Origin of the sequence: Nonomuraea sp. NPDC049625, assembly GCF_040675285.1 — a bacterium.
In the GTDB taxonomy this organism is placed as follows: Bacteria; Actinomycetota; Actinomycetes; order Streptosporangiales; family Streptosporangiaceae; genus Nonomuraea; species Nonomuraea angiospora_A.
In genome coordinates this window covers 385,111-409,139 of sequence record NZ_JBFAOQ010000001.1, presented here as the reverse complement: position 1 = coordinate 409,139, position 24,029 = coordinate 385,111, and the positions used below count along the sequence as shown (strand labels likewise).

Here is a 24,029-nt window from a genome sequence, read left to right as displayed (position 1 = left end):
CAACGCCATCCTCGGCCCACTCGCCGACAAACGCGCCGCCGCCATCGACCGCATCTCCATAGCCATCGGACGCGTCGCAGAACGCCCCACCGGCCTCGACGAACTCGCCACCTGCTCGCTCGACGACGCCCAGAACTCGGCGGACGCCGGGCCCACGGCCGACGACTACGTCGACATCCGTGACGTCCCCAAGGCGGAGCAGCCAGAGGCAGGCGAGAACGCCTCAACGGGCACGTACGCCTCCCGATGCGGTACGAACCGCGACGGTCACTCCAACACCGACAACCTCATCCTCGCTCCGGGCATGTCGGACGGGGCCCAGCTCAGGCAGGACTACGTGGGCAACATGTCCACGGACGCGTTCTCGACCAACGAGAGCCTGGCCGCCGCGGACACCACCTGCCGCACCAGCGACGACCGATCCGCCTACTTCTGGCCGACCCTGCGCGTACGCGGATCCGACGACGAATCCGCGGCCGGGGACGACACGAACAACGTCGGAACCCCCGTACAGCCGACGTCTGCGAAGCTCGAGTACCGCGGGAACCTCACCTCGGAGGTGACGGCGGCGCCGCGGTTCCTCAGGATGATCTCCGGCGACGCCAGGGCGGCCAGCAACGGCGCTGAGAACGCCCGCCCGACGTTCACCTGCACGGGCTTCACCGACCGGCTGACCGACAAGTATCCGATCTGCCCCTCCGGCAGCGACCTGGTCCGCGTCTTCGACATGCCCAGCTGCTGGGACGGTCAGAACCTCGACAGCGCCGACCACCGCACGCACCTCGTCTTCCCTGACGAGACCGGCGCCTGCCCCAGCGGCACCGAGGCCGTGCCGCAGCTCCGGATGACGCTCACCTACGACGACGTGCCCACCTCAGGAGACGTCCCCTTCGCGGTGGACGGACCCGCGAGCGAGCAGAACGACCCGAGCACCGACCACGCCGGCGCCATCGGCGTGATGTCGCACAGGCTCATGAACGCCATCGTCCGCTGCGTCAACAGCGGCAAGAACTGCTGACACCGACAGCATCGAGCCCGGCCTGTGGGGAAGCAGGTGGGCATGGCTCGGAGCAGCACGTCGGCGGGTGACCGCCGATGGAGTTCGAGACGCTGGTGAAGGCCGCCCAGTGGGCCGGGGTGGAAGATCCCCGGCTGCTGGCGGCCCTCGCCACCACACCGCGCGACCGGTTCGTGCCGCCGCGTTACGCCGACCGCGCCCCTTTCGACGAACCGATCCCGATCGGCCACGGCCAGCCCACCTCGCAGCCGTCCCTGATCGCGCAGATGATCGACGCGCTGCGGCTGTCGGGCACGGAGACGGTCCTGGAGATCGGCACCGGGTACGGCTACCAGACCGCCCTGCTCGCCCGCCTGGCCCGCCGGGTGTACTCGATGGAACGCCACGCCGACCTGGCCCGGCACGCGCGGGCCAACCTCGCCTGGGCCGGGGTGACCGGCGCCGAGGTACTGGTGGGCGACGGCACCGCCGGACTGCCCGAGCACGCGCCCTTCGACGCCGTCGTCGTGTCCGCCACGGCCCGGACGGTGCCCGCCCCGCTCGTCGAGCAGCTCGCCGAGGGCGGACGGCTGGTCATGCCGATCCACGAGGAGCTGGACGAGACCGTCGTGCTCTTCGGCAAGCGGCACGACCGCCTGGTCCAGGAGCGCCTGCTGACACCCGCCCGGTTCGTCCCCCTGATCGGCGAACACGCGGACGACACACCCGGCCGGTGAATACGTGATGACACGAATGACTCCGACTGACCATAGGACCGGTCAGGTAAATGTGCGAGTCAGTGAAAACGCCGCGCACTTGTGGCAGCTTCGGGCGGCTTACAGCCACATATCGGCATCAAGGGGGTTCTGTCGCGGCTGTGCCGCCTCGACCGCTACGGTATGGGGCTGAGCGCCGCCGCCGAGGCGGCGACCTCGGACGATCAGCGAAGATCAGGGGAACATTTCGATGAAGTTGAAGTGACGACTGCGGCGTCGCCGCGTCCCCCTACTCTTGCCGAGATCCTGGCCCGCCCGCTTTGAGGGCTTTGTGCTGGATCGCCATTAGGGCGATCGGGATGGGGTCAATCCGCACTGCCCTCAAGCGGCCAATGATCTTGCAATTGCTCCCGTACTCCGTCAAACAGGCATGGATTCCGATTTATCATGACTTATCAGTCTTACCCGTTAGATCAGCCGCTTCCGGCTCAGCCGGCGACACCGGACGCTCCCCCGGCCGAGACCGTCAAGGCGCCGGCAGAGGGCGAAGAGGACAGCGGCGGCGTCCTCGACGTACTCGAGAAGATCGGCTCGGTGGTGGTCCCGGCCGGTGTCACGCTGTACGCGCTGCTGTACATGGGCTTCAAGGAGATGTACAGCGTCTTCGGCATCACGCCCGAGCAGGCCGGCATAGACCAGTCCGTGCTCTTCGGGCGGCTCCTGGGCTCCCTGCTGCCGCTGACGCTGATCGCCGCCTCCTGTATCGGCCTGCTCATCAGCCTGGGCTGGCTGCTCAACCTCATCACCCGCGGCTGGGCCGGCCGCCTGTTCCAGGCCGTCCGGAAGCGCCCGTGGATCGTCGCCGTGATCGCCGCGGTCTGGGCCGGTCTGTCCTACATGGGATTCCTCTATTACGTGTACACCGCGGTGGAAGAGCACCTGGGGGGTGGTGAGGTCGTCTTCGCGATCCTGCTGGGCTTCCTGGCCTACGTGGTGCCCTTCCGCCTGCTGCGCCGCAAGTCGATCGGCCGCGCCGGGATGAAGGTCCTGATCGGGGCCTTCACGGGGGTCGGGCTGGGATACGCGCTCATCATCCAGATGGTCTTCGGCGCCGTGCAGGTGCAGGAGACCGGGCAGGCCAACGCACTGCTCGACAGCCTCGGCTTCCAGGACCAGTGGGCCAGGCTCCAGGACAGCAGCGGCAAGACGCTCTACGACGGGCGCTGGATGATGCTGCTGGGCGAGTTCGAGGGCGGATACGCCTTCTACGACTGCGACAAGCTGATGACCTTCCGCAAGTTCTCGGAGAGCACGATCCTGATCGACATCCAGCTCGATCCCGACCGGGAAAAGGGCTTCACCTGCGGCACGCTCGCCGACAAGGACAAGAAAGCCAACTGACCCCGCATAACCCTCGTCCTGTACGGCGGGCGCCGCCGTACAGGACCTCGGCATTTCTCCAAATCCAGTTACGACGTGGTCACGACCGGTTAAAGTCCAACCCACTCGCTGGCGCAGGGATGACGACGATGGGGGCCGAGGTGGCTCAGCACCTGAACGCGGCGCTGGCGGAGCTGGTGATCCTCCGTCGGTTCCGCCGAAGGAAGGTCCGTTTCGGCCGCCGGACCGGGCCTTTGGTCCTTCAGTGCGAGCCCTCGGACTATCACGCGGCCGACCTCGAGGCCATTCGATCGTGGCCCGCGGAGTACTACGAAGAGTATTCGAGCGTCCTGCCGATCAACGAGCCGTGCACAACCCCGCCGAACGCCGACCTGTCGCAGTTCGCGGCGGAATTGCGGGCCGTCGCGCACAGGTTCTCGCGTCCTGCCTACCGGCTCCCCCTCGTCTTCCCCCGCTTCGAGGCCGCGTACGCGCTGGCGAACTGGAATCTCCGCGACCCGGAGCAGAAGCGCCTCGCCGAGCTGGGCGAACTGGACGCCGAGCTGGAGGAGAAGGTCAAGGAGGCGATCGACAAGGCACGGCAGAAGAACCTGCGGGAGGTCCGCAAGGCGATCAAGAAGGTCGTCACCAACTCCTACCTCGGAAACCTGGCGAGCGGCATTGTCGGCCTGGTGATCGGCATATTCGGCGCCTTCCAGGTCCGTGCCCACTGGACCCTGCGCTGGTACCGGAAGAAGGCGTTCAGACGGCCGCTGGGGACCACCGAGGAGCTCGTCAGGGAACTGCGCCGGCTGCTGATCGAGCCGTCCAAGAACAACATCGACGAAAAAGAGCTCCTGCTCGTCAAAGCCCTGCTGGCGGATATCAACGCGCACCACGGGCTTTTCCGCCGGCTCAACCGGGTGCGCCGTCCCGTCATTCTCCTGCCCGACGTCGACCTCGTCCCGGCACGGCGGAAGATCAGAGACGCGCTCCTCGCCGCGTACGATCACGGATCCCGCGGCCTGCGCGTCTATCCCGTGGTCGTGGCGACCTCGGCGCGGGGTGAGGCGCCGGTCGCGAGAGGGGCCAATCCGCCCGTCTCTCCTGGCGAACTCGCCAAGGAGATTCCGGCGCTGTTCGCACGGCGGAAAGAGGCCATCGAGAACATCATCGCCGGCGGCGCCGAGCCGGTGCCCAGCCGGCTGCTGCCGGTCACCCTGGGATCGGGTCCGGCGCCGAAACCGCCCCGCAGGGGGCCGGGACCGCTGACCCTCGCCACCGAGATGTTCGCTCTCGCGGGCGTCCTGGGTTTCGTCGCGTACACGGTGATCCTCCCGCCGCCGGAGCCGGCGAGCTGCGGGGAAGGGCTCGTGGTGATGGGCCGCGACTGCATCGGCGTGTCGGACGGCACAGGCGTGCTCATGCCGGATCTCGACGGCATGCCGGAGGTCTTCGCGCGCATCGAGGCGGAGAACAATCGGATCGCGGCGAAACCGTACGCCACCGTGGCGTTGATGATCCCCATGCAGTCGGACATCCCGGCCGTGCGCAAGCAGATCCTGAGCGAGGTGCAGGGCGCCTATCTGGCCCAGCTGCAGGCCAACACCCCCGACGCCGCGAAGCCCCCGATCCGCCTCGTCCTCGCCAACCCCGGCCGCGACTACGGGTACTGGCAGAAGACCGTGGATTACCTCAACGAGAGGGAACCGCAGCTCCGCGTCGTCGCCGGGTTCAACCTCAGCCTGACCAACACGTGGAACGCGATGCACCACCTGACGAAGGACCTGGGGATCCCCGTCGTCGCAAGCCTGGTCACCTCATCTGATTTCGCCAACCCGGAGACCCAGGACCGGAGCCGGGATCCGTTCCCCGGCCTGGCCCGCGTGGTCTCGACCACCAAAGAGCAGGCCGAGGCGCTGCTCAAGTCCGACCCGAAGCTGGCGGGCGCCGAGAGCGCGCTCGTCGCGGACACCCGGCCCCTGGACAACTACGACAAGTCGCTGCGCGACGCCTTCACCGAGGCCAGAAAGGGCAAGAAGGGCACCGGGGTCCAGGACATGACGTACGAGTCACCCGGCCTTGAGGAGCCCGGCCGCACGCCGAACCGGTTCCAGGACTTCGCCTTGAACATCTGCCAGTCGAACGCCCGTTTCATCTATTTCGCCGGCCGGGCCTTCCATCTGAAGCTCTTCGTCAAGACGCTGGCGAACACCTACTGCGCCGGCAAGAAGTCCTACACGGTGATCACCGGCTCCGACGCGACGACGCTCGACAGCCGCCTGGACGCCGAGGATCTCGAACTCATCCGGGGCGACCCGGGCGGCGGCAGACCGTCCGTGTCCGTCGAGTACGCCGCCCCGGCCCACCCCGCCGCCTGGAACGTCGAGGTGGAGAAGTGGTGGCGGGAGAACACCCGCAAAGGCTCCAAGCCGAAGCGGGAAGACCTCCCGCGCTATCTCGCCGAGCCGCAGGAGTCCCTGGCCCGGCTCCAGCACCTCATCGCCACCGCCAAGATCGGCCCTGTGGCGCTCGAGGACGGGCGTACGATCATCACCCACGACGTGATCCTGACCGCCCACCGGGCCCTGGCCAAAGCCGTCGCGATCAGCCCCACGGAGGTCCCTTCCCGGCAGGACGTCAAGGACGTTCTCGCCGACCTGCACGCCGCCTACCGGATCCAGGGCGCGAGCGGCTTGATCTGCCTGACCGGCGCGGGCAACCCGTACGACAAGGCCCTCCCGGTCGTCCGCCTGGACCCGGCCTCGGGAAAGCTGACGTTCAAGGGCGTCGCCTGGCCGGAGGGGAAGCCCCCGAACAGCAACTGCGTCGTACCCCAGACCACCCCATAGGGCACCCTCGCATCAGAAAGCATCCCCAGTCCCCGCCGCGGGCTGCCTACGTACGTGAAATAGGTACCTATACGGGGAGTTTTCACCTCTTCTTGCGGCACCTCACTGAGGCATTCTCGATGGTGTGAGCAACCCAGGCTCACTGAACGAGAGGCAAGGAAGAGGACCCACTCGGGGTAGGACATGAACAGGCTTCTGATGAGCAGCATCCTGACCGCGGTCACCGGCCGCCGCCAGACCACGTGCCGCACGGCCTCGTGGTGGCTCTCGCCTGACCTCGGCTCGGTGTGCGATGCCCGCCGGCTGACCCGTGACAAGCTCGCCGCCTGGGGTCTCGACGACCAGGTGGAGGCCGCGGAGCTGCTCGTCAGCGAGCTGGTCGGCAACGCGCTGGAGCACGCGTACGGGCCGGTCCGTCTCAGCTTCTCCGCCGAGGAGGGCCTGCTGCGCTGCGAGGTCGAGGACGAGAACCCCGACCTGCCGCACATGCTGATCGTCGACGCGGACGCGGAGAGCGGACGCGGGCTGTTCCTCGTCGACATGCTGTCCTGCTGCTGGGGCGGCGAGCGTACGGCGCGCGGCAAGGCCATCTGGTTCGAGCTGCCGGTGTTCGCCCACGCCGAGACCGACGCCCCCATCGGCGCCCTCGCCCCGGTCGCCGCCTGAGCCCCGCACCCAGAACCACCCAGGCCCGAAAAGCCCCGATCGCCCCGTGAGCCCCGAGCTCTCCCGCCCCAGCCCAGCTAGCCCCGTTTTCCGCATGTGAGTGATCTTCAGCGGAGGTCTCGTGGATCGATGTCGAGGAGGTCCAGGAGATCGAGTTGGAGATCGGTGGGTTGCGGGATGGTCGGGGGTGACTGGCCGGTGCCCGGATCAGCCGGATGCCGGCCAACGCGTCCAGGACGAGCTTGCCGGTGGGGACGGCCGGTCGTCCGGCGTACAACCCGTCGACTTTGGCCTGGCCGCGGACGGCGAGCGCCTGGCGGACCTGGCGTTCGATCAGGCAGAAGATGAGCAGGGCCAGGCAGATGACGGTGATCAGCGCGCTGATGCGGCGGTTGTTCTTCAGATACAGGCTGGTGACGGCCAGCGGGCCCTTGAAGACCTGATAGCGGCGCTCGACGGCTTCCTGGCCTTTGTAGTGGCGCAGCACCCGTTCGGCATCGGCAGCCTCAGCGGGCAGGTTGGTCAGCAGGGCGTACCAGCCGTCGGTAGCGGCTTCGGCATCCAGCACCTGCTGGTCGAAGTGCCAGCTCAAGATGGGTTTGCCAGTGCTCGGGTCGGTGCCGGTCTCAGCGCTCAGGTAAGCAGCCACCCGGCGGGTGCGGCCGATCGCGGTGATCCGGTCGGCGACGGCCTGCTCATCGGGGTAGTGGCGGCTGCCCAGGCCGCGTTCCAACCGGGCCAGGTCGTCGCGGGCCCGCGCGAGCTTCTTGGCCCGGGCGGCCTCAGCCGCCTGGGCGCGGGCCGAGGAGTGTACGAACACCCTGCGCAGCCTCAGCACCGGGTCCTTCTTGCGCGGTCCGGCCAGCGTCATGACGTCCTCGCGCACGTGCCAGACGCCACGCCGGTCGGCGGGTTTGCCGGCGTCCCGGGCGGCAACGTAGTCCACCGCCTGTGCCGTGGCCAGGTCCAGACCGGCCAGGGTCTCGGCGCTGACGTAGAGCTTGGAAGCCGGCGCGATGAAGGACACAGCCGCACCGTCCATGGCGGCCAGATTCGCATACGAGATCAGCTTGGAATCACCGATCATCAGCATCTGCTGCGGGCCGGCCAGCTTCTGCAAGCCCTGCATCGCGCCGATGACCTGCCCGACTTCACCGGCCGCGCCGTCATAGGCGCGGTGAAAGACCGGGATCGCGCCGTCACTGCTGACCGCGATCCCGGCCTGGACCTGCTTCAGATCCGGCCGCCGGTCCTTGGGGTGACCGAACCGCGGCCGCGGGTAGCCGGGCTCGGCATCGTCGTAGTCGCCGTGCAACGAGATCGAGGTCATATCCCAGTGCAGCCGGGCCACATCGATGCCGAACGCCTCGATCGCGGCCAGCCCGACCGACCCGGCCACCTGGTCCAGGTGCGGAGCGATGGCATCCAGAGCGCGCCCGATCCGATCATCATTGAGCAGGCCGGGCTCGACCCCGAATGCCTCGCTCACTGCCCACCCGCGCGCCCAGTCCTGGACATGCACCAGCGGGGCGGGCGAGGTGAGCCGGTTGGCCACCAGCACCTCGATCACCTGCCCATGGGTCAGCTCCGCGGTATCGCGCACCGGGCAGGCTGCGTCCACCAACTCCCTGATCCGTAACCGCGAGCAGAACCCGGCGATGACTGGCAATGCTCCGAGCATCTTCTCGATACTGGCCTGGCCCCACTGCGCACGCTGTCTCACCAGCCAGGTCATACCGCGATAACGATCACCACAGCAACCTGGCGATCTTCAAACAACCTCACGTACGGAAAACGGGGCTAGCGGACTACTCCCACTCGATGGTGCCCGGAGGCTTGCTCGTCACGTCGAGCACCACCCGGTTGACTTCCCGAACCTCGTTGGTGATCCGGGTCGAGATGCGCGAGAGCACGTCGTAAGGCACCCGCGCCCAGTCAGCCGTCATCGCGTCCTCGGACGTCACCGGTCGCAGCACCACCGGGTGCCCGTACGTGCGCCCGTCCCCCTGCACCCCCACCGACCGCACGTCGGCCAGCAGCACCACGGGGCACTGCCAGATCTGCCGGTCGAGGCCGGCCCGGGACAGCTCCTCGCGGGCGATCGCGTCGGCCTCGCGCAGCAGGTCCAGGCGCTCGCGGGTGACCTCGCCCACGATGCGGATCCCGAGGCCGGGGCCCGGGAAGGGCTGGCGCCAGACCATGGCGGACGGGAGCCCAAGCTCCTCGCCGGCCCGGCGCACCTCGTCCTTGAAGAGCGCGCGCAGCGGCTCGACCAGCTTGAACTGGAGGTCGTCGGGCAGGCCGCCGACATTGTGGTGGGACTTGATGTTGGCGGTGCCGGTGCCGCCGCCCGACTCCACCACGTCGGGGTAGAGCGTGCCCTGCACCAGGAACTCCACCGGCCCGTCGGCCATGATGGCGCGCTGCTCGTCCTCGAAGACGCGGATGAACTCGCGGCCGATGATCTTCCGCTTCTCCTCCGGGTCGGAGACGCCCTCCAGCGCCTTCAGGAAGCGGTCGGCGGCGTCCACGACGCGCAACTTCACGCCCGTGACGGCCACGAAGTCGCGCTCCACCTGCTCGGCCTCGCCCTTGCGCAGCAGGCCGTGGTCGACGAAGACGCAGGTCAACCGGTCGCCGATGGCGCGCTGGACGATCGCGGCGGCCACCGCGGAGTCGACACCGCCGGACAGGGCGCAGATCGCGCGGCCGTCGCCGACCTGGCGGCGCACGGCGTCGATGGAGTCTTCGACGATGTTGAGCATGGTCCACGACGGGCGGCAGCCGGCGGCGTCGAGGAAGTGCTTGAGGACCACCTGGCCGTGCTCGGAGTGGAGCACCTCCGGGTGGAACTGCACGCCGTAGAGGCCGCGTTCAGGGTGCTCGAAGGCGGCGACCGGGGTCTCGCTCGTCGAGGCGGTCACCGTGAAGCCCTCGGGGGCGGCGGCGACGCTGTCACCGTGTGACATCCAGACCGTCTGGGCGTCCGGCAGCCCGGCGAAGATCACACCCTCGTCGAGCACCTCCAGCGCGGTGCCGCCGTACTCGGCCACGCCCGTGCGGGCCACCTCGCCGCCCAGCGCCTGCGCCATGGCCTGGAAGCCGTAGCAGATGCCGAACGTGGGCACACCCGTCTCGAACAGCCCGTGCGGCACCGGCGGAGCGCCTTCGGCATAGACCGAGGAAGGGCCGCCGGACAGGATGATCGCCTTGGGGTTCTTGGCCATCATCTCCTCGACCGGCATGGTCGAAGGCACGATCTCGGAATAGACGTGGCACTCGCGCACACGCCTGGCGATGAGCTGCGCGTACTGTGCGCCGAAGTCGACCACCAGCACTGTGTCGAATTCAGACACCGTGAGAACCCCCCAAAGGCGAAATGCGGTGACTACAGTCTATCGGCCTTGTGCATTACGCCTGGCCTGCCACCGGCACTCGTGCTAACACAGAACAATGGATCTTGTCTGGCCGGTGACCGCGTGGGCCCTGTGGGCCGCCACGCTGGCCGCCGCCTTCAAGGTGTCCAGCCGCGACCGCCCGCGACGGGCGCCGCGACACGAGACGCCACCGGCCGTGGTCGAGCTGTTACGCGGCATGCGGGCCCAGGAGGTGTTCCACTCGGCGCTGTTCGAGCTGGCCGGGCGCGGGTGGCTGACGATCGAGGACGATCGTCTCTCGCTGGCGCCCCTGAGGCAGGAGCCGCTCCTCCCGTACGAGCGATGGGTCCTGGAACGGGTGGCCGCCCGCCTGGCGGGCCGGCCGTACGCGCCCGTGATGGCGGTCATGCCCGAAGGGGCCGAGCTGGACGGCGGCCTGGTCCCGCTGGCCCGGCAGACCGCGATCGACCTGGGCCTGGCGCGGCGGCGCTGGCCGACCATGATCGTTCCGGTGCTCCTGGCCGCCGGGCTGTTCATCCCCTGGTACGCCACCATCTCCGCGGCCGGGCTGTCGTGGCCGGGGATGATCGCGACGATGGTGTCGTTCGTGGCCGGGGTGGGGCTGCTCATGGCGGGGCGGGGGTTCCTGCTGACCCCGGCCGGGCGGGAGATCGCCGGGCCGGACGCCGAGCCGACGGATCCCGGGCAGGAGTGGATCTTCACGGGCAGCGGCTGGCACGGCGACGAGATCGAGCCGCCCGGGTCAGCCGCGTCCGGCCCCAAGCGGCAGGAGGTCTCCGGTTACGTCGTCAAGCACTGGGCCGTCGCCGACCCGGATCACGAGACGACGAGCGGCAGGTGCGCCTACTACGTGGCCGTGCACGACGGCAGCTCGGAGAAGGCCAGGTCGTTCCTGGTCACGCAGGGCCTCTACCAGGACGTGCTGCCCGGCGACCACGTCCGGCTGCTGGTCAGGCCGCACAGCGGCACGGTGGTGCGGGTGCTGGCGCACGAACGTCACTGGTAGGGCGGCAGGTTCCCGGTGAGCAGGGTCTCGGTCTGCAGGCGCAGCCGGGCGGCGTACCGGGGATCGGTCAGCACCAGGAACCGCTCCTCGCGGATGGCCGCCACGACCAGGCCGGCCACCTCGGCCGGCTCGATGCCGCGCTCGGCCGCCCGGCCGACCCATTCCCGCGCGTCCGCCTCGTCCTGGGTGGGGGTGGCGACCAGACCGGCCGGGCGTACGCGCTCGGAGTCGGCGATGCGGGTCCTGACCGCGCCGGGGCAGAGCGCGGTCACCCGAAGTTTGGCGCCCGTGGCGGCCAGGTCTTCGGCGAGGGCCTGGGACGCGGCCATGGCGGCGTACTTGGTGACCGCGTACCCGCCCGATCCCGGCGTGGTGAACAGCCCGGCCACCGACACCGTGTTGACGATGTGCCCCTCGGTGTCCTGCTCGATCATGCGCGGGACGAACTCGTGGATGCCGTGGAGCACGCCCCACAGGTTCACGCCCAGCAGCCAGGCGAAGTCCTCCTCGCCGCGGGTCCACATGCGGCCGCCCTGGAAGACGCCGGCGTTGTTGCAGAGGACGTGCACGGCGCCGAACTCGCCGAAGCAGCGGTTGGCCAGGTGCCGTACGGCCGCCGCGTCGGAGACGTCGGTGACCTGCGTGAGCACCTTGCCGTCGCCTGCCTGGTAGGCCGTCTCGGCGAGGCCGCCGGGATCGACGTCGGCGAGCATCAGCGCCATGCCCTCGGCCGCGAACCTGAGCGCCAGCGCCCGCCCGATGCCGCTGGCCGCGCCGGTCACCACGGCGACCTTGCCGGAGAGCTCCCGCACAGGATCATCCTCCCCTCGCTCGCGACCGACGCTACCTCCTCCCTTCCTGAGAAGGGAGGGGGCGATCTAGAGGATGCGGTCGATCAGGCCCAGGGGCGGCGAGCCGAGGTCGAACAGGGCCTTGTGGTAGCGCTGCAGGCTGAAGTCCGCGCCCCACTCCGCCCGCGCCCGCTCCCGCAGGTCGAGGATGAGCAGCTTGCCCCAGGTGTAACGCCCGTACGTCGGGTCGAACGTCGCCCGCCTGGCCTCCGAGAGCGCGGCCGGCCCGGCCAGGTGCGTGTCGGACTCGAAGCGCCTGGCGCCCTCCTCGACCGTCATCTGCCCGGTGTGCACGCCGATCGCGCAGGCCAGCCGGGTGACGCGGAGCAGCGCCTCCACCCAGACGCCGATCTCGAACCGCGGGTCGTCCGGCTCGAAGCCCTCCTCCACGCACAGTTCCTCGGCGTAGTGCGCCCACCCTTCGATGAACGCGAGGGACTGCAGGAGCCGGCGCACGTCCGACTTCGCCCGCCGCAGCGCGCGGGCGTGCGAGAAGTGCCCGGGCGCGACCTCGTGCACGTTGATCGCCGGCAGCGTCGCGTTGCTGAAGACCTCCAGCCACTCCTCCTGGTCCTGCTCCGGCCAGGACGGGTCCGGCGGCGTGATGTAGTACCAGGACGGGCCCTCGGGCTCGCCGGGCGAGTTCCACGCCATCATGGCCATCGCCCAGCGCCGCGACTCGGGCGCCAGCCCCACCAGGCACTCGCCGTCGTGGTAGGGCACGAGGTCCTTCTCGCGGGTGAACGCGATGGCCTTCTCGGTGCCGATCCGCGCCGCCTCGATGACCCCGTCGGGGTCGGGGTGGTCCTTGACCAGCTCCCGTACGACGTCCAGCGGCGCCCGGTCCCGCTCCCCCAGCTTGGCGCAGGACTCGGCGAGCAGGCCCATCAGCCGGTCCCGCTCGGCGTCGGCGCGCTCGGCGAGCCTGCCCAGGTCGACGGGCAGCCCTTCGGCCGTGCCCATGAGCCTGGCCAGCGCCTCGCCGCCGAGCGCCGCGTCGGGGTCGCCCTCTGCCGCGGCCCGCTCGACGTGGGCCACGAGCAGGCTGTGCGCCTTGAGCGCGGCCTCGTCGGTGACCCCGGCGGACAGTCCCCTGGTCGCGGCGAGCAGGGACTGCGCGACGGGGGCCGGGACCTGGTCGAGCGAGGCGAGCGCCTGGTCCACCGCCTCGGGCCAGAGCGCGAGGTGGGCCGCCTTGGCCGCCTCGCGCTCCTCCTCGGGGGCGTAGTCGCGGTCGTAGCAGGCGAGGTCGAGGTTCGAGAGATGGATCAGCGGGTTCTTGCGATGCAGCTCCAGCTCGCCGAACTGAGTGCGCAGGCTCTCCTCGAACACCTGTAGGTGCTCGGCGTCATGCGCGTCCGCGGGCAGCGGCCCCTCGCCGAGTCGCGCCAGACCGGACCGCACGCCCGCGGGCGAGAGGTCCTGGATCCGGCCGTCGTACTCGTGCCTGCCGCCGCCCTCGCGAGCCTCGGCCACGAACAGGTCGGTGATGGCTCGCAGCCTGGCGTCAAGTTCTGTCATGCGGCCGACGCTAGCGCACACCTTTCGCCCTGTTTTATACAAGTGCGTAGCGGTCGGCCGTAATGTGAGAATGATTCTCATGGCCCTCCGGATCACGACGCTCGCGGAGCGTCCCGAGTTCGCGTCGTCGCTGTTCGAGATGGACCATACGTGGCACGATTTCGTGCTCGAGGACCCGATGGCGGACCTGTTCTATCCGTTCGCCACCACGACCTACGCCGACTACATGCTGGTGGCCGACTCCGACGAGGAGCCGGGACGGCTGGCGGCGCGGGCGTGCATGATCCCGTTCCTCTCCGGGGGCTCCGAACTGCCGGACGACGGGTGGGACGGCGTGATCAGGTACGGCTGGCTGGCCCGCGAGCGCGGCGAGCGGCCCGACAGCATCTCCGCCCTGGAGATCTCCGTCCGCCGCGACCTCCAGGGGACGGGGCTCTCCTACCTGATGCTCGCGGCCATGCGCGAGCGCGCCGCCGGCCTCGGCTACCGCGAGCTGGTTGCGCCCGTCAGGCCCAACAGGAAGCACCTCGAACCGCGCACCCCCATGGCCGAGTACGCCTTCAGGACCCGCGCCGACGGCCTGCCCCATGACGCCTGGTTACGGGTGCACGTGCGGGTGGGCGGGAAGATCGTCAAGGTGGCGCCGCGCTCGATGGTCGTGTCGGGCACGCTGGCGGAGTGGCGGCGGTGGACGGACCTGCCGTTCGACCGTCCTGGCCCGGTGGAGGTGCCCGGCGCGCTCACCCTGGTGCACTGCGACGTGGAGCAGGACCACGCCGTGTACGTCGAGCCGAACGTCTGGGTCAGTCACCCCCTGGCCTGAGCGCGACCCGGCGCCGCAGCTCATCGGCGAACTGCCCGGCGTCCAGCCCCTTCGCGGTGGCCCACGCGTCATCGTGGCAGGTCGCCAGATGCCGGTCGGCAGCATCTCCGACCAGCGACACCACGGTGCCGGTCTCGCCCCTGGCCCGCATGCGCTCGACCAGCTCCAGCGCCGCCCAGAGCGCCGTGCCCGACGAGCCGCCCACCGCGAGCCCCGTGACCGCCCTGAGGTGCCGGGCCGCCGCCACGCTCGCGGCGTCGGGCACCGGGATGACGAGGTCGACGAGATCGGGCCGGAACCCCGGCTCGACGCGGGGCCGCCCGATGCCCTCGATCCGCGACGGCATCCCGGTCGCGTAGTCGGACACGTCGAGCGTCCAACCCGGGAAATATGCCGAATTATCGGGATCGGCCACCGCGACCCGGCAGGGCACGTCGTGCTCGCGTACCCACCGCCCGAGCGTGGCGGAGGTGGCACCCGTGCCCGCGCCCGTCACCACCCAGTCGGGCCGCACCTGGGCGAACAGCTCCTCCCCCAGGTCGTGCTCGGCCGCCCGGCCGAACTGGTCGAGGAAATGGCCCGGGATCCCGCGCGCCGCGTCGTAGATCGCCAGTGGCGGCGTCACGAACCTGCACTCCCCGCCCAGCGCCTCCACCGCCCTGGCCCGCGCCTGGCTGCGCTCGCCCGGCATGACCACGATGTACGGCAGCCCGAGCCGCCTGGCGAACCAGGCCTGCGCGACGGCCGCGTTGCCGCCCGTGGCCTCCACCACGGTCGTGCCCTCGCCGACCAGCCCGTCGAGGACGGCCCGCCGGAACAGCGCCCTGGCGTGCCGGTGCCGCAGGCTCCCGGTCGGGTGCGCGGACTCGTCCTTCAGCAGCAACCTGATCCCGGGCGCCTGGACCGGGAAGTCGATCAGCGGGGTGGGCTCCCCCGCCGCCAGCACGTCGAGGGCCCGCGCGTTCCAGCTCACGGCTCCACCCTGCCAGGCCGGGGCGGGCCGGGCGGCGCCGTTCGCCACAAGCCGACCGATCCGGCGGGCGGCGGGCGGATGCGGGTGCCGCGGTCAGGGGATCTCGGTGGTTTCTCCCGGAGCGAGCAGCCGGAGCCGGTCGCCGAACCCGGCGAACGCCTTCTCCACGGTGTCCCGCCCCTGCGTGAAATGCGCCCAGTGCTCGAAGTGCAGCGGCACCACGTGCCTGGCCCCCAGGATCTCGGCCGCCGTCACGGCGTCGTCGCTGGTCAGCGTCAGGTAGCCGTCGACCAGCGGCGTGCGCGCCCCGCCCGCGAACAGCAGCGCCACGTCCACGGGGCCGAACCGCCCGGCGATCTCCCGTACGACCTCCAGCGAGGCGTTGTCCCCGCTCACGTAGACGGTCGGCAGCCCGTCACCGCTGAGCACGAACCCGGTCACCTCGCCCACCAGGTGCTCGGTCCCGTCGGGCCCGTGCTGGGCGGGGACGCCGGTCACCCGCAGCCCGTCGCCCACCGTGACGGACGTCCAGTTGGGCAGCGCCCGCACGGAGGATCCCAGCCGCCCGGCCGCCGACCCGGTGGAGAGCACCAGCGGAACGGACGCCAGGTAGTCCCGCCCGGCCCTGTCGAGGTTGTCCGGGTGCTGGTCGTGGGAGAGCAGCACCGCGTCCACGGCCCCGAGCTCGGCCGCGCCGGAGGCGGGCCCCGCGGTCTTCGTGAGCGTCCTGTTCCCGATCGGGTAGTCGCCGGGCGCGTCGAACGTGGGGTCGGTCAGCAGGCGCACCCCGCCGATCTCCAGGACCGCCGTCGGCCCTCCGAGGTAACGAATCTCCATGGATGTCAACGACACCGGCCCAGGACGGCTTATTCCACGACGAGCCCGTTGATGATCCGCACGGTCGACCGGTGGCAGAGCGCGCGGAAGTCGGCCTCGGCCATCCCGATCCGCCCGCTCAGGTACTGCTGGACCAGCCCCTGCGCGCTCGACGTGATCGTCATCGCCGTCTCCAGGGGATCGTCCTCGCGCAGCCGCCCGGTACGCATGCCCTCCTCCACGAGCTCGGCGACGACGCTGAACGGCGGCCCCTGCCCGTCGCGGAAGTCCTCCGGGAAGCGCCGCGCCCCCGCCCAGGCGTCCAGGATCAGGAACCGGTACAAATGCGGGCTCCCGAGCGCGAAGTCGAGGAAGTCGTCCAGCGCGGCCATGCACCGCTCGTCCCACGTCCCCGAAGGAGAGCGCTGCCGCCATGACTCGGCCAGCTCGCGGGCGCTGCGGTCGGCGACCGCGCGCAGCAGGGCGTCCCGGTTGGGGTAGTGGCGGTAGATGGCCATGGCGGTGATGCCCACGGCGTCGCCCACGCGCCGCATGCTGACCGCGTCGGCGCCGTCCTCCAGGAGGATCCGCCGCGCGACGGCCACGATGCGCCCGGCCGTGCCCTGATCGTTCACGTTTACAGCGTAGACGTCACTTCAAGCGCAGCCGCCGCATCGTCTTGAGCGTGGTGGCCAGGGTGGCGGCCCACTTCTCGTACGGCAGCCCGAACGGCGGCTCGAACCCCAGCCAGCCCGCCTGCGAGGCCACGGTCTTGGACTCGGTGTAGCGCAGCAGGCCCTCGGAACCGTGCCGGCGGCCCAGCCCGGACGCCTTCATACCGCCCATGGGGGCGTCGTAGGAGGCGTAGGCCGAGGCGTACCCCTCGTTGATGTTGACCGTGCCGGCCTTGACGCGGGCTGCGAGCGCGCGGCCGCGCGGGAGGCTGGAGGTCCAGATGGAGGCGTTCAGGCCGTAGATGGTGTCGTTGGCCAGCTCTACCACCTCGTCCTCGGAGGTGAACGGGTAGAGCGCGACCACCGGCCCGAAGGTCTCGTTGCGGCACAGCTCCATGTCCTCGGCGACGCCGGTGAGCACGGTCGGCTCGTAGAACAGCGGGCCCAGGTCGGGCCTGGCCCTGCCGCCGGTCAGCAGCCTCGCGCCCTTGGCCAGGGCGTCGTCCACGTGCGCGCTGACCGTGTCGAGCTGGCGCCGCGAGGTGAGCGAGCCCATCTGCACCGACCAGTCGTGGCCCGCGCCCAGCTTCATGCCCCGGACCTGCTCGACGAAGCGCTCGGCGAAGGCGTCGAACACGGACGCGTGCACGTACAGGCGCTCGATCGACAGGCAGAGCTGCCCGGCGTTCGTGAAGCAGGCCCGGATGGCCCCCTGGACGGCCACGTCGAGGTCGGCGTCGTCGAGCACCACCATGGGGTTCTTGCCGCCGAGCTCCAGCGAGCAGCCGATGAGCCGCTTGGCCGCCTCCTCGGCGATCTTCCTGCCGCCGCGCGTCGATCCCGTGAACGCCACGTAGTCGGCGTCGTCCAGCAGCGCGTCGCCGATCTCGGCCGGCTCGCCGAGCACGACCTGCCAGATCTCGCGCGGCATGCCCAGCTCGGCCAGCAGGTCGATGGTCCACAGCGTGGACCGGGCGGTCTGCGTGTCCGGCTTGTGCACGATCGCGTTGCCGGCCAGCAGCGCGGGCACCGCGTCGGTGACGCCCAGCGCGAGCGGGTAGTTCCACGGGGAGATCAGCGCGACCACGCCCTTGGGCCGGCGCAGCTCCACGACGCGGGTGGCGCCGGGGAAGACGCCCTTGCGGGCGCGCGGCGCGAGCAGGCCGGGCGCCCGGCGGGCGTAGTGGAGAGCGCAGCCCGCGACGTCGAGCACCTCCTCGAAGGCGTGCTTGCGGGCCTTGCCCGTCTCGTCCTGGACGATGTCGAGGATCTCGGCGCGCCGGTCGAGGATCGCGTCGTGCAGCCGCAGGAACGGTCTCGCCCGCTCCGCCACGGGTCTGCGCGCCCACTCGTCCTGGGCGGCCCTGGCCTTCTCGTACGCCCTGCGGACGTCGCCGACGTCCGAGACGGGCAGCTCAGCAAGGGTTTCGCCGGTGAAGGGGGCGATGATGTGCCGTGTCCTACCGCTGGACGTCACGTGCATGCCAGAAGGATATTCCGCCCGGCTACCCACGGGTAGTTTTTGCGGATTCGCGCCGTAGCGACAGAATCCCTACATGGCAACCTTCGCTCCGCTACGCCCCGGAGATCCACAGCGGCTGGGGGGCCTGGATCTCCTCGGCCGGCTCGGTGAGGGCGGTCAGGGCGTCGTCTACCTCGCCCAAGGCCACAATGACTCCCGCGTGGCCGTCAAATGGCTGCGCCCCGACCTGTCGGGCGACCAGGTGAGCGCCGAGAGGTTCATGCGCGAGGTCCAGGTGGCCCAGCAGGTGGCGCCGTTCTGCACCGCCGCCGTCCTCGGCACCGGGATGGAGGAGGATCGGCCGTACATCGTCAGCGAGTTCATCGAGGGGCCCTCGTTGCACCGGGTCGTGCAGGAGGACGGGCCGCGTACGGGCACCGTCCTGCACCGCCTGGCCATCGGCACCGCCACCGCGCTGGCGGCCATCCACCAGGCCGGCATCGTCCACCGTGACTTCAAGCCGGCCAACGTGATCATCGGCGCCGACGGGCCCCGGGTGATCGACTTCGGCATCGCCAGGGCGCTGAACGCCACCTCCACGATCAGCAGCATGGTCGTGGGCACGCCGGCGTACATGTCGCCCGAGCAGATCATGGGGCACACGGTCGGCCCGGCGGCCGACATGTTCTCGTGGGCGAGCGCGATGGTCTTCGCCGCCTCCGGGCAGGCGCCGTTCGGCAGCGACACGATGCCCGCGGTGATCAACCGCGTCCTCAACCAGCATCCCGACCTGGGCATGCTCGACGGGCAGCTGCGTGACGTGGTGGCCGCGTGCCTGTCCAAGGACCCGGCGCAGCGGCCGACGGCCGAGCAGGTCATCATGCAGCTGCTGCGGCACCCGGCGCCGGGTGCCACGCCCGTCTCCGGGCCGCAGCCCGCGCCCGGCTCCGGCTTCCTCGCGCAGGCCGCCGCCGAGGCAGCCCCCGCGCCGCCGTCGCCCTTCGCGTCGCCGTCAGGGCCGCCGGGCCCGCACCCGGGCCCGCACTCCGGGCCGCACTCCGGCCCATACTCCGGGCCGCCGTCGGGGCCCATGTCCGGGCCCCTGCCAGGGCCGCCGCCAGGGCCCGCGTCGGGTCCGCACCCGGTCCCGCACCCGGTCCCGCCGTCGGGCCCCATCCCGTACGGGCCCGGCGGGCACTCCGGCCCGATCCCGCACACCGGCTCCGTCGCCCCGTCCCCCCAGCCGCCGTGGCAGCCTCCCGGAGGCTACGGCCAGCCCACGCACCCGAGCTGGGGCGAGCAGCGGCCGAGGAAGAGCAGGGCGCCGCTGGTCGCCGGCATCACGGTGGCGGTCGCGCTGCTGATCCTCGCCGGCGTGGTCGTCTACATCCAGGCCGACAAGTCGTCGACGCTGGCCGGCCCGGCCAAAACCCCGGCGACGACCTCGACGAGGAGCAGGACGACCACCAGCCCGGCCCCCACCGAGCAGGCCGTGCCGAGGCCGGGCGTCAAGAAGACGCTCCCCGGCGCGAACATCTCCCTCTACGAGGACCCGGGCGACGCGATCGTGCTGACCTCCTACGAGATCTACGACAAGAAGAAGGACGACTGGATCGACTACGCCAGGGGGTCGCTGCGCGGCTCGTTCACGAAGTACGCCGCCAACTGGGAGTCGATGGTCTCCCCTGACGGGCGCTACCTCGCCGAAAGGGGCAGGAGCTACAGCTCCGACGACTTCGACTTCATCGTCCTCACCGACCGGCAGAGCGGCGACCGTTCGACGATCAAGACCGTCAAGGAGCCGCTGATCAGCAGCATCAGGGCGTGGTCGAGGGACGGCTCGAAGATCCTGCTCAACACCGAGCGCAAGGTCGGGAGCAAGTGGCTCTACCTGGGCTTCGTCATGGTGGACGTGGCCGCCAAGAAGGCCACCCAGGTCGACGTCAGCGACACCTCCGTACGCCAGACGGCTTTCGGGTTCGACGGCACCGAGGACGGCGCGGTGAACGTCTACGGCGACGAGAAGAACCGCAGCCTGCGCTTCTTCAACGCCCTGGGCAAGGCCACGAGCTCGGCGAGCGAGATCGGCACGCTGTCCGCCGGCACGCAGGACCTCTTCTCGCCCTCGGGCAAGACGTTCGTCACCAACTGCCCCAACGGCGGAGACGGCGACCACTGCATCTGGGACACCAGGTCGGGCGAGCGCCTGCGTAAGTTCTCCTCCCAGTGCGACAAGGTCCTCGGCTTCTACGACGAGAGCCATCTCTACTGCTGGGAGCAGGACAACGGCGCCGACGACGAGGTTCAGGTGGTCGACTTCACCGGGAAACTCGTGCGCAAGCTGCTCTCGGTGCCCGACGAGATCGATTTCAGCCCGGTCTTCACCGTCAACCCGAACAAGGGCTCCTGAACCATCCGCCCGGAGCAGCCGTCATGAGGGCATGAAGACGCTGATCCGCACGGCCGCGACCGTCGCGGCGCTGGCGACCGCCGCGGTCGCCTGCACCTCCACGACCGCGGGCGCGCCGCCGAAGCCCAGGATGAGCTCGCTCGGCGCGATCCGCCTGGTGGCCTACACCGGCTGCGACGACCTGCTGTCCGGGCTGCGCGAGCACGCCGCCCAGCGCGTCACCCCGTGGGGGTTCGACAACGTGCTGCCCTTCGCCGCCGTGGAGGACTCCGCCCGCTCGGTCACCGCGAACGCCAAGACGAGCACCCCCGAGCACTCCACGACGAACGTGCACGAGACCGGCGTGGACGAGCCCGACGTGGTCAAGACGGACGGCGACCGGGTCATCACCGTCAAGGACGGCGTCCTGCGGATCATCGACACCGCCACCAGGAAGGTCACCGGCTCGCTCAAGCTGACGGAGGGCGAGAACGGGCCCGGCGTGCCCGCCGACCTGCTCGTCTCGGGCGACCGCGCGCTGGTGCTGATGCGCGGCGGCGACATCATGTACAAGCGGATGGCCGGCTTCGCCCCGCCCGGCGACACCAGGTACGTGCTGGTCGACCTGTCGGGCAAGCCCAAGGTGCTGAGCACGATCAAGCCGCAGGGCTCGTACGTGGACGCCAGGATGGTCGGCTCCACGGTCAGGCTGGTCACCCGCAGCCAGCCGGACATCGCCTTCCCCGAGTTCAAGGACGACGTCTCCGAGGCCGACCGCGTCAAGCGCAACCAGGCCGCGGTCCGCCAGGCCCCGGCGGACGCCTGGCTCCCCAAGATCGAGATCACCGACGCGTCCGGCACCGTCAAGAAGGACTCGGTGAAGTGCGAGCGGATCAGCCACCCGGCCGACTACACCGGCACCTCGCTGCTGACCGTGCACACCATCGACCTGGCGCAGGGCGTGACCACCGCGGGCACCGACCCGATCAGCCTGGCGGCCGACGGCGACATCGTGTACGGCACCGGCAGCAGCCTCTACGTGGCCAGCAACCCGCGCTGGTGGATGCCGGTGGTGATCAGCGAACCGGCGGTGGAGACCCCGACGACCGCACCGTCCTCCGGGGACGCCGCCCCGGCCGTGGAGCCCACGCCCACGAGCCCTCCGGTGCCGGACACCCCGACGCCCAGCCCGGAGCCGACGATCCCGCCCGAGGAGACCGAGGTCCACCGGTTCGACATCGGCTCGCCCGGCGCGCCCGCCTACGTGGCCTCGGGCAAGGTCCCGGGCCGGCTGCTGAACCAGTACTCGCTGTCGGAGTACGACGGCCACCTGCGCGTCGCCACCACGCTCACCTCCCCGGACGGCAAGACCAGCTCCAGCGCCGTGTACGTGCTCAAGGCCGACACCATGGCCAAGACCGGCGAGGTCGGCGGCCTCGGCGAGGGCGAGCGGATCTACTCGGTCAGGTTCATCGGCCCGGTCGGCTACTGCGTCACGTTCAAGCAGGTCGACCCGCTCTACACGCTCGACCTGCGCGACGCGGCGGCGCCCAAGGTGACGGGCGAGCTGAAGATCACCGGCTACTCCGCGTACCTGCACCCCGGCGCCGAGGGCCGGCTGATCGGCATCGGCCAGGAGGCCAGCGAGAAGGGCAGGACGCTGGGCACGCAGGTGTCGCTGTTCGACGTGAGCGATCCGGCCGGCCCGCGCAGGCTGTCGCAGCTGTTCCAGAAGGACTCGGGCTCGGCGGCCGAGTGGGACCCGCACGCGTTCCTGTACTGGCCCAAGACCGGCCTGGCGGTGATCCCGCTGACCCAGCAGAGCGAGTCGGGCGGGCTCGTCCTGAAGATCGACGACTCGGGCGTGACGAAGCTGGGCATGATCAAGCACCCGGCCAAGGACGAGTACCAGGCCGGGATCGAGCGGGCGCTGGTCATCGGCGACTCGATCTGGACGCTCTCGTACGACGGCATGCAGGTCAACGACGCCGCCACGCTGGCGCAACAGGCCTGGATCCCGCTCCGCTGAGCACAAAAATCCACCCAAGAAAAGGTGCTGATTTCGTATGAAATTGGCACCTTTTTCGATGGACAGGACCCGACAACTGATGAAAACTTTACTAACCATGTAATGTCGGACTCAGTGGATTTGTCATGACATGGGTCTCCTGGGTCCGCGACACAGGAAGGGCTCACGCCGATGCGAACACGCACCCCCCTGCTCGCATTGCTCGTCAGCGCCGTGGCGTTAGCCATGGCGCCGCCGCCCGCCTCCGCCGCCACGCAGGACGCGCAGGCCGCGGACGGGACGTACATCGTCGAACTCAAGCCGACCATGCGGGCGGCGCCCCGCAGCGCGGCCCAGGACCAGGTGTCCCAGGCCGGCGGCCAGCTCGTCGGCGTCTACGAGCACGCGTTCAAGGGCTACACCGCCCGCCTGAGCGCGAGCGCGGCCGAGCAGCTCAAGCGGAACCCGAACGTCCTCAGCGTCGAGCCCGACGCCGAGGTGACCGCCTTCGCGCAGACCACGCCCACCGGCGTACGGCGCATCTTCGGCCCCAGCAACCCGAACCTCGACATCGACGGCACCGATGACGTGCGCATCGACACGGACGTCGCCGTCATCGACACCGGCGTCGACTACACCCACCCCGACCTGAACGTGGTCGCCCGCGCCAACTGCGTGTCCGGCGTCTGCACGAACAACGCCGGCGTGGACGACAACGGCCACGGCTCGCACGTCGCGGGCATCGTCGGCGCGATCGACAACTCCATCGGCTCGGTCGGCGTCGCCCCCGGCGCCCGCATCCACGCCGTGAAGGTGCTCAACTCCGCCGGCTCCGGCACCCTGGCCGGGATCGCCGCCGGCATCGACTGGGTGGTGGCCCGCGCCTCCACCATCGAGGTCATCAACCTGAGCCTGGGCTGCAACGGCTGCACGAGCAGCGCGATCACCAACGCGATCACCAGGGCCGTCAACGCCGGCATCGTGGTCGTGGTGGCCGCGGGCAACAACCACGCGAACACGTCCTCGTTCTTCCCCGCCAACCACCCCGACGTGGTCACCGTCTCGGCGCTGACCGACAACGACGGCCTGGCCGGCGGCGCGGGCGGCAGCACGCTCTCGTGCCGCAGCGAGACCGACCAGGACGACACCTCGGCGTTCTACTCCAACTTCGGCGCCACCGTCGAGATCACCGCACCCGGCACCTGCATCTACTCGACGTGGATGAACGGCGGCTACAACACGATCAGCGGCACCTCGATGGCCAGCCCCCACGTGGCGGGCGCGGCCGGCATCCTCACCGCGGGCGCCCGCAAGCCGACGACCAGGGCGGGCTCGCTGGCCGTACGGACCAAGCTGATCTCCACCGGTAACTCCAACTGGACCGACGACTCCGGCGACGGCGTCAAGGAGCCCCTGCTCGACGTGCACGACGCCACGCAGTACTGACAAACCATCCTGGATAGGGGCGGTGCGCGGATCCCGCAGCGCCGCGTGCCG

The 24,029-nt window shown here is 70.2% G+C and carries 17 protein-coding genes and 1 pseudogene; 10 read left to right on the top strand and 8 right to left on the bottom strand.

The window, feature by feature from the left end; translation table 11 throughout:
- The 5 genes from AB0J87_RS02115 to AB0J87_RS02095 all read left to right on the top strand — a co-directional run.
- On the top strand, positions 1-1,018 hold a 1,018-nt coding region (locus AB0J87_RS02115), incomplete at its 5' end, for a DUF1996 domain-containing protein (protein ID WP_363962247.1).
- Positions 1,019-1,095: 77 nt separating this feature from the next.
- Entirely contained in the window at positions 1,096-1,734 is a 639-nt protein-coding gene (locus tag AB0J87_RS02110; RefSeq protein WP_363962246.1) for a protein-L-isoaspartate(D-aspartate) O-methyltransferase, read from the top strand.
- 426 nt (positions 1,735-2,160) lie between these two features.
- Positions 2,161-3,114 (top strand): hypothetical protein, encoded by a 954-nt coding sequence (locus AB0J87_RS02105; protein WP_363962245.1) that lies wholly within the window; start codon positions 2,161-2,163, stop codon positions 3,112-3,114.
- Positions 3,115-3,242: 128 nt separating this feature from the next.
- Positions 3,243-5,945 carry a hypothetical protein gene (locus tag AB0J87_RS02100; RefSeq protein ID WP_363962244.1) on the top strand — a complete coding sequence of 901 codons (2,703 nt, stop codon included), beginning with the start codon at positions 3,243-3,245 and terminating at the stop codon, positions 5,943-5,945.
- Between the two features lie 183 nt (positions 5,946-6,128).
- Positions 6,129-6,611 carry an ATP-binding protein gene (locus tag AB0J87_RS02095; RefSeq protein ID WP_363962243.1) on the top strand — a complete coding sequence of 161 codons (483 nt, stop codon included), beginning with the start codon at positions 6,129-6,131 and terminating at the stop codon, positions 6,609-6,611.
- Between the two features lie 259 nt (positions 6,612-6,870).
- Here the strand turns inward: AB0J87_RS02095 and AB0J87_RS02090 are convergent.
- A pseudogene (locus AB0J87_RS02090) lies at positions 6,871-8,292 on the bottom strand (IS1634 family transposase); the annotation flags it as partial.
- Between the two features lie 127 nt (positions 8,293-8,419).
- Positions 8,420-9,967, bottom strand: a complete 1,548-nt coding sequence (gene guaA, locus AB0J87_RS02085) for a glutamine-hydrolyzing GMP synthase (protein WP_363962242.1) — start codon at positions 9,965-9,967, stop codon at positions 8,420-8,422.
- 97 nt (positions 9,968-10,064) lie between these two features.
- Here guaA and AB0J87_RS02080 point away from each other — a divergent pair, with 97 nt between their 5' ends.
- Positions 10,065-11,015, top strand: coding sequence for a hypothetical protein (locus tag AB0J87_RS02080; RefSeq protein ID WP_363962241.1), 951 nt, complete (start codon positions 10,065-10,067; stop codon positions 11,013-11,015).
- Here AB0J87_RS02080 and AB0J87_RS02075 read toward each other — a convergent pair.
- Together AB0J87_RS02075 and AB0J87_RS02070 are read right to left on the bottom strand one after the other, a co-directional pair.
- Positions 11,006-11,827 (bottom strand): SDR family NAD(P)-dependent oxidoreductase, encoded by an 822-nt coding sequence (locus tag AB0J87_RS02075; protein WP_363962240.1) that lies wholly within the window; start codon positions 11,825-11,827, stop codon positions 11,006-11,008. The two genes, AB0J87_RS02080 and AB0J87_RS02075, sit on opposite strands and share 10 nt — an antisense overlap.
- A gap of 66 nt (positions 11,828-11,893) precedes the next feature.
- Positions 11,894-13,387 carry a DUF885 family protein gene (locus AB0J87_RS02070; RefSeq protein ID WP_363962239.1) on the bottom strand — a complete coding sequence of 498 codons (1,494 nt, stop codon included), beginning with the start codon at positions 13,385-13,387 and terminating at the stop codon, positions 11,894-11,896.
- Positions 13,388-13,466: 79 nt separating this feature from the next.
- On the opposite strand from AB0J87_RS02070, the gene AB0J87_RS02065 reads away from it, so the two are divergent.
- Positions 13,467-14,210 (top strand): N-acetyltransferase, encoded by a 744-nt coding sequence (locus AB0J87_RS02065; protein WP_363962238.1) that lies wholly within the window; start codon positions 13,467-13,469, stop codon positions 14,208-14,210.
- On the opposite strand, the gene AB0J87_RS02060 is transcribed toward AB0J87_RS02065, so the two are convergent.
- From AB0J87_RS02060 to AB0J87_RS02045, 4 genes are all read right to left on the bottom strand, one after another.
- On the bottom strand, positions 14,191-15,183 hold the full coding sequence (locus tag AB0J87_RS02060; protein WP_363962237.1) for a pyridoxal-phosphate dependent enzyme: 993 nt from the start codon (positions 15,181-15,183) through the stop codon (positions 14,191-14,193). The two genes, AB0J87_RS02065 and AB0J87_RS02060, sit on opposite strands and share 20 nt — an antisense overlap.
- A gap of 93 nt (positions 15,184-15,276) precedes the next feature.
- Complete coding sequence (locus AB0J87_RS02055) at positions 15,277-16,020, bottom strand: MBL fold metallo-hydrolase (protein ID WP_363962236.1); 744 nt, start codon at positions 16,018-16,020, stop codon at positions 15,277-15,279.
- Between the two features lie 29 nt (positions 16,021-16,049).
- Positions 16,050-16,634 (bottom strand): TetR/AcrR family transcriptional regulator, encoded by a 585-nt coding sequence (locus AB0J87_RS02050; RefSeq protein ID WP_355190318.1) that lies wholly within the window; start codon positions 16,632-16,634, stop codon positions 16,050-16,052.
- 16 nt (positions 16,635-16,650) lie between these two features.
- Positions 16,651-18,156, bottom strand: coding sequence for a succinic semialdehyde dehydrogenase (locus tag AB0J87_RS02045; protein ID WP_363962235.1), 1,506 nt, complete (start codon positions 18,154-18,156; stop codon positions 16,651-16,653).
- A gap of 73 nt (positions 18,157-18,229) precedes the next feature.
- On the opposite strand from AB0J87_RS02045, the gene AB0J87_RS02040 reads away from it, so the two are divergent.
- From AB0J87_RS02040 to AB0J87_RS02030, 3 genes are all read left to right on the top strand, one after another.
- Complete coding sequence (locus AB0J87_RS02040; RefSeq protein WP_363962234.1) at positions 18,230-20,545, top strand: WD40 repeat domain-containing serine/threonine protein kinase; 2,316 nt, start codon at positions 18,230-18,232, stop codon at positions 20,543-20,545.
- Between the two features lie 31 nt (positions 20,546-20,576).
- The gene (locus AB0J87_RS02035) at positions 20,577-22,553 is read left to right on the top strand and encodes a beta-propeller domain-containing protein (RefSeq protein ID WP_363962233.1); all 1,977 of its coding nucleotides are present in this window, start codon (positions 20,577-20,579) and stop codon (positions 22,551-22,553) included.
- Positions 22,554-22,724: 171 nt separating this feature from the next.
- On the top strand, positions 22,725-23,978 hold the full coding sequence (locus AB0J87_RS02030) for a S8 family serine peptidase (protein ID WP_350731076.1): 1,254 nt from the start codon (positions 22,725-22,727) through the stop codon (positions 23,976-23,978).
- The last annotated feature ends 51 nt before the right edge of the window (positions 23,979-24,029 follow it).

Excerpts from the sequence above, each read along its gene's own strand:
- AB0J87_RS02110 (WP_363962246.1), top strand. The coding sequence starts at position 1,096 with ATGGAGTTCGAGACGCTGGTGAAGGCCGCCCAGTGGGCCGGGGTGGAA.
- AB0J87_RS02045 (WP_363962235.1), bottom strand. The coding sequence starts at position 18,156 with ATGCACGTGACGTCCAGCGGTAGGACACGGCACATCATCGCCCCCTTC.
- AB0J87_RS02100 (WP_363962244.1), top strand. The coding sequence starts at position 3,243 with ATGGGGGCCGAGGTGGCTCAGCACCTGAACGCGGCGCTGGCGGAGCTG.
- AB0J87_RS02040 (WP_363962234.1), top strand. The coding sequence starts at position 18,230 with ATGGCAACCTTCGCTCCGCTACGCCCCGGAGATCCACAGCGGCTGGGG.
- AB0J87_RS02070 (WP_363962239.1), bottom strand. The coding sequence starts at position 13,387 with ATGACAGAACTTGACGCCAGGCTGCGAGCCATCACCGACCTGTTCGTG.
- AB0J87_RS02035 (WP_363962233.1), top strand. The coding sequence starts at position 20,577 with ATGAAGACGCTGATCCGCACGGCCGCGACCGTCGCGGCGCTGGCGACC.
- AB0J87_RS02065 (WP_363962238.1), top strand. The coding sequence starts at position 13,467 with ATGGCCCTCCGGATCACGACGCTCGCGGAGCGTCCCGAGTTCGCGTCG.
- AB0J87_RS02030 (WP_350731076.1), top strand. The coding sequence starts at position 22,725 with ATGCGAACACGCACCCCCCTGCTCGCATTGCTCGTCAGCGCCGTGGCG.
- AB0J87_RS02055 (WP_363962236.1), bottom strand. The coding sequence starts at position 16,020 with ATGGAGATTCGTTACCTCGGAGGGCCGACGGCGGTCCTGGAGATCGGC.
- AB0J87_RS02095 (WP_363962243.1), top strand. The coding sequence starts at position 6,129 with ATGAACAGGCTTCTGATGAGCAGCATCCTGACCGCGGTCACCGGCCGC.
- AB0J87_RS02080 (WP_363962241.1), top strand. The coding sequence starts at position 10,065 with ATGGATCTTGTCTGGCCGGTGACCGCGTGGGCCCTGTGGGCCGCCACG.
- AB0J87_RS02105 (WP_363962245.1), top strand. The coding sequence starts at position 2,161 with ATGACTTATCAGTCTTACCCGTTAGATCAGCCGCTTCCGGCTCAGCCG.